9 protein-coding genes are annotated in these 9,721 nt (G+C 45.5%); 4 read left to right on the top strand and 5 right to left on the bottom strand.

Going from position 1 to position 9,721, the window contains the following annotated elements; genetic code table 11:
• Window positions 1-189: 189 nt before the first annotated feature.
• The 3 genes from GX019_02070 to GX019_02060 all read left to right on the top strand — a co-directional run bounded on the left by GX019_02070 (window position 190) and on the right by GX019_02060 (window position 3,068).
• On the top strand, window positions 190-939 hold the full coding sequence (locus GX019_02070; protein ID HHT35943.1) for a helix-turn-helix domain-containing protein: 750 nt from the start codon (window positions 190-192) through the stop codon (window positions 937-939).
• Between the two features lie 219 nt (window positions 940-1,158).
• Entirely contained in the window at window positions 1,159-2,670 is a 1,512-nt protein-coding gene (locus GX019_02065; protein HHT35942.1) for a DNA methylase, read from the top strand.
• Entirely contained in the window at window positions 2,667-3,068 is a 402-nt protein-coding gene (locus GX019_02060) for a YolD-like family protein (protein HHT35941.1), read from the top strand. Before GX019_02065 ends, GX019_02060 begins: the two co-directional genes overlap by 4 nt.
• A gap of 72 nt (window positions 3,069-3,140) precedes the next feature.
• Here GX019_02060 and GX019_02055 read toward each other — a convergent pair whose 3' ends face one another.
• From GX019_02055 to GX019_02045, 3 genes are read right to left on the bottom strand one after another with little or no spacing between them, the layout of a single operon-like run.
• On the bottom strand, window positions 3,141-3,878 hold the full coding sequence (locus tag GX019_02055) for an ABC transporter permease (protein HHT35940.1): 738 nt from the start codon (window positions 3,876-3,878) through the stop codon (window positions 3,141-3,143).
• Window positions 3,875-4,609 carry an ABC transporter ATP-binding protein gene (locus tag GX019_02050; protein HHT35939.1) on the bottom strand — a complete coding sequence of 245 codons (735 nt, stop codon included), beginning with the start codon at window positions 4,607-4,609 and terminating at the stop codon, window positions 3,875-3,877. Before GX019_02050 ends, GX019_02055 begins: the two co-directional genes overlap by 4 nt.
• Entirely contained in the window at window positions 4,606-4,908 is a 303-nt protein-coding gene (locus tag GX019_02045) for an AbrB/MazE/SpoVT family DNA-binding domain-containing protein (GenBank protein HHT35938.1), read from the bottom strand. The genes GX019_02050 and GX019_02045 overlap by 4 nt, the downstream gene beginning before the upstream one ends.
• A gap of 247 nt (window positions 4,909-5,155) precedes the next feature.
• Between GX019_02045 and GX019_02040 the strand changes: the two genes are divergently transcribed.
• Window positions 5,156-5,593: an NUDIX domain-containing protein gene (locus tag GX019_02040; GenBank protein ID HHT35937.1), complete on the top strand. Its 438-nt coding sequence runs from the start codon at window positions 5,156-5,158 to the stop codon at window positions 5,591-5,593.
• Between the two features lie 117 nt (window positions 5,594-5,710).
• Here the strand turns inward: GX019_02040 and GX019_02035 are convergent, their stop codons facing one another.
• On the bottom strand, window positions 5,711-7,639 hold the full coding sequence (locus GX019_02035) for a hypothetical protein (GenBank protein HHT35936.1): 1,929 nt from the start codon (window positions 7,637-7,639) through the stop codon (window positions 5,711-5,713).
• 42 nt (window positions 7,640-7,681) lie between these two features.
• On the bottom strand, window positions 7,682-9,496 hold the full coding sequence (locus GX019_02030) for a hypothetical protein (protein ID HHT35935.1): 1,815 nt from the start codon (window positions 9,494-9,496) through the stop codon (window positions 7,682-7,684).
• Between the last annotated feature and the right edge of the window lie 225 nt (window positions 9,497-9,721).

Below are 9,721 nucleotides of genomic sequence, written 5' to 3'. Positions count from 1 at the left end.
GCTGGGGTTTTGTTGTTTTTCGAAGGAAGTTGTCCATTACTTGATCACGAAATGTTAGATCTGGTTTTTTCAGTTCAGCAGAGTGTAGATGACTAGACTCTGCTGGCATATGTTGACTTAAGTTTAGATAAGTTGTAAATTAATAAGCGAAGTTTACATTAGCAGATTTTAGTTGTGAGGAGGGGTAATGTGTCCAACAAGAAACTTGTTTCTGCACGTGAGTTGGCAGAATTTCTGGATCTCTCAGTAGATACTATCTGGCGCTACACAAGGAAAAAAATAATTCCCTATATAGAATTGGGGCCTCGTCAATACCGCTATAACGTAGAAGACGTTTTAGCTGCGCTGCACAACGGCACAAGCGGAGTTGTCCAAGACGAATCTTCAGATTATGCTGAAACTACAAAATTAACATATGCTGATTATGCCAAGCTGCCAGCGGAAGCAGGTTACACCACAGAACTAATTAATGGACTAATATTCCGGGAGCCAAGTCCTTCGTTTATCCATCGGCGTGTTTCTAGACGATTGCAGCAAATCTTGATCGCTTATTTCGCTAGTACTGATCCTAAGGGTGAGGTTTTTAATGCCCCCTTGGATGTTTACTTCAATGAGTATACAGTAGTCCAACCCGATTTAATTTATCTACCCAGTTCAAGACCGGCTAAGAATGATCCCGTGGATTCCCTACCTGAACTTGTAGTGGAAATTTTGTCTCCATCAACCTCCCGCACAGATCGAGTAATAAAACTAAGTGTTTACCAAGAGGCAGGGATACCCCATTACTGGATAGTAGATCCCCATGAGGGCATCATTGAGGCCTATGAGCTGCGGAATAATTATTACACTTCAATAGTCCGCTATGCGGAGGGAACATTTATCCATCCTAGTTTTCCTGATTTATCTTTTGATGTTGATGCGTTATTTGCGGAGCTATAATCGGCATTTTGTGGAGTTTCGTGAAGCTTCATGTTTGTTTTCTTACTTGGAACATGTTTTCATGAACGACGCAAATGCATCCTTTGGCTGCCAACATGGATACTTTTACCAAGAACTTACGTTCGCTTTTTTGCGGCTAATATGGTAAAATAGGAGTAAACATGATGGCGAGATTTAAATTTTAGATACCCATGCTGAAGGAGTTGGCAGTGCACAATCATGAAGAATAGATCCTACATCGCAATTGATTTAAAATCCTTCTACGCTTCAGTAGAGTGTATCGAACGAGGACTTGATCCGCTAACAACCAACCTTGTGGTTGCTGATGCCAGCCGCACTCATAAAAGTATCTGCCTTGCCGTTTCCCCTTCTTTAAAAAGCTATGGCATTCCCGGCCGACCTAGGTTATTTGAGGTGATCCAAAAGATAAAGGAGATCAATGCCGCCCGATTGCGTAAGGTCCCTGGACGAAAATTTTCTGGCACTTCATTCCACGATCCAGAACTTCAAACCTCTCCCAATCTGGCTCTGGGTTACATTGTGGCTCCGCCGCGAATGGCACTGTATATTGAGTACAGCACCCGGATTTATGAAGTCTATTTAAAGCACATCGCTCCCGAAGACATTCATGTGTACTCCATCGATGAGGTGTTTATTGATGCCACCAACTACTTAAACGCGCAAAAAATAACGGCCCGAGAACTTGCCACAAAGATCCTCCTTGATGTTCTGAACACAACAGGAATTACCGCAGCAGCAGGCATAGGCACCAACCTCTACCTCAGTAAAGTAGCGATGGATATTCGAGCCAAGCATATACCTACTGATGAAAATGGTGTCCGAATTGCAGAACTAGACGAAATGAGCTATCGCCGTCACTTGTGGTCACACCGGCCTCTCACCGACTTTTGGCGGATCGGTAAAGGATATGCTAAAAAACTGGAGGAAAATGGACTTTACACCATGGGCGATATCGCTCGGTGTTCCATCGGTAAGCCAACAGATTTTCACAATGAAGACTTGCTCTACGAACTCTTTGGGGTTAATGCAGAGCTGCTGATTGACCATGCCTGGGGCTGGGAGCCTTGCACCATTGCCGATATCAAAGCTTATAAGCCTAGTTCCAGGAGCGTAGGCTCCGGTCAGGTGCTACCCGCTCCCTACAACTTTAAAAATGCAAGGTTAATTGTCCGAGAAATGGCAGAACTGCTGGTACTGGATTTAGTGGAAAAAGGGCTGGTTACCAATCAGATTGTTCTCACCATCGGATATGATATCGAGAATCTCCGTGATCCACTGAAACGCCAGTCTTACCAAGGTAAGATTTCTATTGACAGCTATGGACGATCAATCCCGAAGCACGCCCACGGCAGCATTAATCTCGGCAGATACACCTCTTCTACCAAGCTGATTGTAAAAAGCGTGATGGAACTGTTTGACCGCATTGTTGATGAGAATCTTTTGGTGCGAAGAGTAAACATTGCTGCCAACGATGTACAGGACGAAGCCACCATTAAAGAAAAGGAAAGCTTCCAACAACTGAGTCTGTTTATGGATTCCGAGGAACAAAAACGTGAACAAGCTGAACTAGATCGGGAAAAGAAAGTGCAGCAAGCAGCGTTGGCTATCAGGGAAAAATACGGTAAAAACGCGCTCCTAAAAGGAATGAACTTGCTGGAAGGAGCCACCACCAGAGAAAGAAACAGGCAGATTGGAGGTCATAAGGCATGACGTCCTATGACGATATCATCAATCTTCCCCGCCCAGTATCGAAAACGCGTCCCCAAATGCCAATCAGCAAACGCGCTGCCCAATTTGCGCCCTTTGCAGCGCTCACTGGGCATGATACTGCAATCAAGGAAACGGCAAGGCTGACCCAGCAGAGAATTACTCTGGATGAGTATATGGCAGAGGCCGTAAACAACCAGCTGCGAATCATCTTAGAAAAACTTGAAGACCAGCCCAGAATCGCAGTAACGTACTTTCAACCAGATCCTAAAAAAGACGGCGGGTCCTATGTTACTGTTACAGGCACAGCTGTGAAAATTGACCAGTATAAACGGCTCATGATTATGAATGATGGTACCGTAATCCCTATCCCGGAAATAATCAGTATTGATGTGGTCTAATCCCCTGTAAAAAGGAGCCCACGGCAAGGACATTTATCCCCCATGGGCTTGAAATAGTAATGAATATCTATTTTATGGAGTGTCGCTGCTCATTTTTTTAGTAAACACAAGAATCGCTACCGCCAGCGTGATAGCAGCATAGCCAATCACCCACCACAGATGAGGCATTATTTTCTGGTAATTACCAGAAAGAGCAGCTCTGCCCGCATTAACGGCATGGGAAAACGGAAGGAGGTTGGCAATTCGGGCAAAAGTGCCGCCAACAAGTTCTAGATCAAACCAAGTTCCAGAAAACCATCCGCTTAGATTCGTCAACAAAGCTCCGCAGACACCACCTACCTGCTTATCATTGAATAAACTGCCACACAAGAGTCCAATAGCGATGAAAAATACCGCCGTAGGAATCACAACAATCAGTGCTAGCAAAACGTTTGGAGTAATCTTTAACCCAAGCAAGCCGGCAACAGTATAGCAGACAACTACCTGCATAATGGCCATGGGCAAAAGTGGAAGCGTATAACCAAAAATGAAATCACGAGCTGTTAGGGGAGACACAAATAGGCGTGCCATTAAAGAACTGGATCGATCTTTTGCAATCAATGTTCCAGAAAAAAGGGCAATGAATGATAGTCCAAATACAGCGATTCCCGGGATCAACTGATCGATTACAAAAAGCTCGACAGGAACATTCTTTTGAATAGCTGTGAGTAAAAGGAGCAGAACAATAGGAAAGCCAATCCCGAATACCAAATTGATTCTGTCCCTAATTATCTCTTTGCTGTTTCGTGATGCAAACGCTAATGTTTTCATACTGTTGGTACCCCCTCGCCAGCAATTGCAATGAAGGCCTCTTCAAAATTCTTGGCGTTTACTTTCTCCATCAACTCATCCGCAGTTCCAACTTCCCTTAATTCCCCATTGACCATGATTCCAATGCGATCAGATAAAGAAACCGCTTCCTCCAAGTAATGGGTGGTTAAGATCATGGTTACTTTTCCTTTCAGTCCATTGATTACACTCCACAGCTCCCGCCTCGCAAGAACATCGAGTCCGAGGGTAGGTTCATCAAGGAACAGCAACTGTGGTTCAGAAATCAAAGCCATAGCGATGCTGAGACGCCTCTGCCACCCACCAGATAGTGTTTTCGCCCGATCTTCAGCTATGTTTGACAAGCCAAAGGATGCTATGCTCGCATTGGCCTTTTCTGCCGCAGCACGCTTGTCATCGCCATAGATGCGGGCGATAAACTCCAAGTTCTCCCTAACAGTTAGGTTTGGGGCGATTGCTGTTTCTTGAGGCGAAACATTCGTGAGCTCCTTTACCTTGATCGTATTGGCAGTAATGCTGTTTCCAAAGATGCGAGCATCCCCATCAGTTGGCTTAACAAGACACGATAACATCTTGATAGTTGTGGTCTTACCCGCACCATTGACTCCGAGCAAGGCAAATAATTCACCCTGCTTAACACTTAAGTTAAGATTACGAACTGCATATTTATCCTTATACCTTTTGGTCAGATTTTCCGTTTGGATTGCAATCACTCATCATCTCCCCTTTCTTCCCGCATCTTTTTTATCCCCCAAGCAAAAGCTACCCTATCTTGATCATCATGGTCTGGATCCAAATCCTTTGCTCTCCCTTCAAGAACCGCATCGGCAATTTCACTAAGAACCTCAAGGCGTTCAATTGCAATGCCTTTTTGGATATCAGCAAGCAAAACCAAAGTGTCTCCCGGTTTAATGCCAAACATATCACGCACATCTTTAGGAATAACAATTTGTCCTTTTGGTCCTACTTTTACTGAGCCCATGAACTTACCCTCTTTTTGACTGCTGTTCATCCGAAAACCTCCCATCACAATTAATGTATCGCAGTTTACATCAACTTACTTGTATAACTTGTTATACTTATTATACCCCGCGGCAATTCTCCAAGTCAATGATTTTTTCATCTTCTGAATAAAGTTTCGCACAACTAACACTATGCAGGTAAATTAACTGCCATGGTGAACATAGTTTCCAAGACCTAGATTTGGTGATGGGCGTGGATGCGACCATGCCAAAAACTAAGTGAAGGTGGTCCTGATTATGGGTAGAGAAAGAGCTTCTTCGGCGGTAATTTCCAAGGGAAGAATAGCGATGGTCAAAGTGGTAGAAGAACATCGATCGTTTTGGACTCTTCCCGGCGGAGGAATTGAAGAAGGTGAAACCCATGAAGAAGCGGCAGTTCGAGAGGCTAAGGAGGAAATTAATCTCGATATCAAGGTCTTAAGATTCTTGTTCGAACGCAAGTATTCAGCCGGGACTGAATACTGCTATCTTGCTGAACCCCTAGATGACAAGCAGCAAATCAGCGTTGGGTCTGACCCGGAGTTAGATGCGAATAAACAGATCCTTAAGAAAGCAGAATGGGTTGCCATTGCTCAGGTTAAAGATGACCTGCATGTCTCCAGAGTGATTGCAGCATTGAGCCAAGAGGAAATGAGAAAATACCAGATCAATTTGCAAGATGACATGGATACCTAACTGCCCAATCCCTAAAAAAACCCGTCAGAAGAGAACACTTTTCGCTTCTGACGGGTAATTTGTAGTTACTGAAACAAATTACTGTGCCGCTTTACTGCTTATAGCAGAGATGCATATTTAAAAGTTGTAGATCACTTCACTCCTGATATAATGGACTCCTTCTCCGCGATAGTTCGATACCGTTCCCCAGTTTCCAGTCTTGGCTGTCAACCAGATGGATTCGAGGCCAGCGGGAATGTCAGCTTCGATTACTATCTTCGCCTGCGAACCCGGCACAAAGGCTACCGACTTAATTTCCAGAGGCTCATTAGGAGCATCCGGGCCATATGCCCAGATTACGATTTCTTCCTTTGCCAAGCTCGCTATCTTCTTATGCAGGTTTAAGGTCAAACCAGTTGGTCCCACATCAGAGATATAGGCTTTGTTGGGAATTAAAATTGGTTTTGGGCTCTGATCATACAAGCTTGAAGCAAAGATCTGCACCGCACCGCCGATATTCGTTCCATCACCAGTGGCCCTAAGCAGGAGCGCACAGCCGACATCATCATTTTGAGTCGTATACTGAATGCTTGTGGCTCCTGGAATCGGTTCCATTTCCATCGTAATCGGATCTACTCGATACCACTGGTATGAGAAGTAGCTCTCATCCACAGTGCTGCCATCAGAAATCCGTTTGGCAGCCGCATACCCAGTGTAAATTTCTCCTACATACGGTTCGCTGCCGGACATGCCCCAATTGGAGAAATAGGTATGGACCGGAGAAACAGGAACTTCGATCTCATTTGAGGTGCAGCCATCAAGGGGACCGCCTACCATCATTAAGCGGAACCTGGTCTCACTCCAATAGGTAATTGAGAAATTATCACTTTCAGCTGAACTAGTTTCAATATCGCCATACTGCTTCCACATCATGTCAGCTGGATCAAAGTATTGTAGCACATACCCATCGCCCCCAAGGCTTGCGGGAGTTGGAAAATACATATCTACCTCCGGATGACCTGTTGATGTATTGATACTAGGCCACCGATGATAGCGCTGCACATAAAGGCCACCAAAGGTTTCAGGCTCCAAGGTCGCTGGAGTCAGGGCCGGAATAGTTCCGCCGGTGCCTGGAACGAACGATTGAATAATGGTAGGATTGAAATCGCCTCCTACCTCTTGGGGACTGAGATCAAAGACCACTCCAAACGAATTCACCGCTGCCAGCTTAATGAGATCGCCACCCCATACTGTCACACTCGAGTTAGCGGTCAACTCAGCTACAGTACCACCATGAATCTTGAGGCGGATCCCCCAGGTATCAGCGCCGATCTCAATCGATTCAGCGCCGTTATAGATATTTACCTCAAGGTCCGAATCCAAAACAACCAAGTTATTTCCGGTGGCATACTCATGCCAGGTAGCACCGGCAACATCGATAATTGAGACAGAGCCAGTAACCTGAAGCCGATTTGTAACAGCAGCGTTAGGAGCGTTAACAATTAGGTCACCATCGATCTGTCCGGAACCGACTAACTCTAATTCTTCCGGATCCTCAAAGCTGTATTCCACATCCCCGGTGATGGTCTTACCGCGTAAGTCCAGTTTAACTGGGCGGTCAATCACGAGCTTTGTCGAGAGAACCAAGTCCTCAGCTACAACGATGCTCTTCACTTCTTGATCACAAAGAGCCTCTTCTAGTCCGTCAGCATCTCTAACAACTGTGCCTGTCGCATCAATGGCGAGTCGGATAGTGACCATCTGCTCTTTATTCATTGCCACTGTTTCAACCTGGGAAACAAAACCGAGGGCTGCAACCAAGATTTCCACAGATCCTGTTAATTTTGAAAAACTAACCTGCCCGCTGGCATTTGTTTCCTTCTCAGCCAACTCTTTTCCGACCACTTTCACCGAAGCACCTGCAATAGGTGTGCCGGCAGCATCATCAACCACAGTTACCATTAAACTGTAAGTCGGAGTCTTTGACCCTCTCCCAATACAGCCTGTAAATATACCAGCAACCAGCATTACCACAGTCACCCCTGCATAGATCCCTATTTTTGTCATTAGGTGTGAGTCTCCTTTATGGTGGTTTCGTAATTCGCCAGGCTATGGTTCCACTCGCTTAATCACAATCTTGTCAAAAGGCAGCTCGGTCAGCTCATTACCAAATATATCTGCAAAGAAAAAGCCATGATCATTAGGTAAGTCCTCATAGAAAGCTTCGTCACCACCGGATAGTTCAATCACACTCCAGGAAGGACTCATGCCGTAAACACTGATCCCGGCACCAAATTCCCGGGCTAAGTAGGGTGATCCCAAATAACCAGCGTTAGCACTAAACCACAGCTGGGACGGAGGAAAACCGGAGTTGATATCACCACGAGCTAGCGGACGATTACTATAAACCACCTCACTAAAAGAAAAGTAGATTCTTTCTGGGTCTTCATCAATCTCAAACTCAATAACCCCAGCTTGAATCGGTCTGGTAATCCGAGCGCTGCTTTCTGTTACCAAGGTAACCGACTCGATTTCTGGCGGTGTTTCATCAACTTCATCCAGGAACAGATAGATAAAATCAACAGCGGCCGCGTCATCATGCTGCCAATGGCCTCGGATTTCCAAAATAAACACTTTCACCAGCCGGCCTGTATTGGTTTTGAGAATGAGAGTGTCATAGGGTGCTAACTGGATTGCCTCAAGGGTCTCACTCGGTCTCCAGTCTGCGGCTGTCACGGTCCTAAACTGCTGCAAAATGAGGTTTAAATCACCTCCCCCTAAATTCGGATTAACACCAAACTGCATCCCAGCGCAGTTTTCAAATCCGATTAGGGTGTACTCATTACCAATTTGAACCCAAGTTAATTTCAGGTCTGCTTCTCCGGGAGCAGCACTGGTTTCACCTTTTTCAAAATCAAAGTAGGCACCATCTCTTTTGGATACAGTGGCAAACCTAGGCCCTGCTATTTCCTGAGGCTGAGGGTCTACCGGATCGGAATTGATGATCTCCGGTGTTTCAGAGCCGTCAATCTTTGCCGGTGGATAGTCAAAAACTATCCCCTGAGCATTGACCGTTGCGTGAACAATGTGTTTGGCTCCTTCCACTTCCACACTTGAATCAGCGATAAAGCTCTCCACAGTGCCGTCAATAAATAGGACATTATCACCGCCAGATTCAGTAAAATGAATAGCAGCCGCTCCCTGATAAAGCTTAATCCGCGCATGCTTACAAGAAACCACATACTCATTCCCGGACTGGTAGTCATTCCATGTTTGGCTGGCCACTGCTAGGATGGAAATAACTCCAGTTACCCGCAGATTGTTAGAGATAGAGGCATGGGGAGCATTGACAATCAGGTTCCCATCAATTTGTCCGGTCCCGGTTAACTGCAGTGACCCGGACTCATCAAAGACATATTCCACATCACCAGTCAGGGTTTTATCGTGGAGATCAAGCCTAACTGGGCGGTCGATCACCAGCTTTTGGTAGAGCACTAAGTCCTCCACCACTGTGATCTTTGTCACTGTGGGGTCTGCAACTGCAGCAGCTAGATTCTCATTGGTCTCAACTACTACTCCATTGACCTTGGCTGTTAGGTAAACAGTAACATTTTGGTCTTTGCTCATGAGTACGGTCTGAGTCTGCTCGCTGAATCCTGGCGCTTTAATCAAGAGTTCGATTGAACCTGCCAGTTTCAAGAAAGTTACCTTTCCATTGGCATTGGTTTCCTGAACAGCTAATCCTTTGCCAACCACCTCAACCACAGCCCCAACCGCTGGTTGCTTCGCAGCATCATCTAAAACCGTTACTGTTAGATTGAAGGTGTTTGAGCTGCTGGATCCACCACCGCCAAAACAGCCACTTAAGAAACTAACAACTATGACAATGATGAGAAACCTCGCCTGCGCTCCTGCCTTTGCCATTTTTCTCGCCTCCTATTGTGAATAACACGTCACTCTCAAGATAATCGTAACAAAAAGCAAAAGCCCAGTCCTGCTCCTAAGGGGTGAAATATGAAAAAAAACCTCTCACCCATTGTGGGTAGGAGGCTTTGAAACAGCTTACCAGACTCGCTTTGCTCACACCTCAGCATGAGAAGCTGGTAATAACTAACTATCGCTTTCCTTAAGAATGGTGCTGATCAACTC

The sequence above is a fragment of the Bacillota bacterium genome (assembly GCA_012837335.1).
GTDB lineage: Bacteria > Bacillota > Limnochordia > Darwinibacteriales > DTU012 > DTU012.
This window is presented reverse-complemented; position numbering and strand designations above follow the sequence as displayed.